The organism is Variovorax sp. Soil_C_17 (assembly GCF_057657265.1).
Genome location: NZ_JBDGIT010000063.1, coordinates 1 through 285 on the forward strand (window position 1 = coordinate 1; position 285 = coordinate 285).

Here is a 285-nt window from a genome sequence, read left to right on the forward strand (position 1 = left end):
CTTCGATCGGCGCGCCGTCAATCGAAGGCTCGCCGCTTTGGCTACGCCATCTCCGGAAAGGTGGGCCCCATGAGAGTCACTGTTCAGATTCGCTTCGAGGCAGCCAGGTCGCGCCCAGTCACCGTGCCACTTCACACAATCGAACGCCGATGTGACCACGTGCAGGACGTCGGACTTGCCCTCGGGGACGCCAAGTCCATCCTCGGCAAGCTCCAGCAAGCGCTTGTCCAAGAGCAGTTGGATCACTATTTGTCCGACCGGAGGGCGTGTCCGCATTGCCAACAG

At 61.4% G+C, this 285-nt stretch carries 1 protein-coding gene; it reads right to left on the bottom strand.

Annotated features, from left to right (window positions below; genetic code table 11):
• Nucleotides 1–231 (bottom strand): hypothetical protein (locus AC3A6Y_RS35045; RefSeq protein WP_487872799.1); only part of this gene is annotated, 231 nt, incomplete at its 3' end.
• Nucleotides 232–285 lie beyond the last annotated feature (54 nt).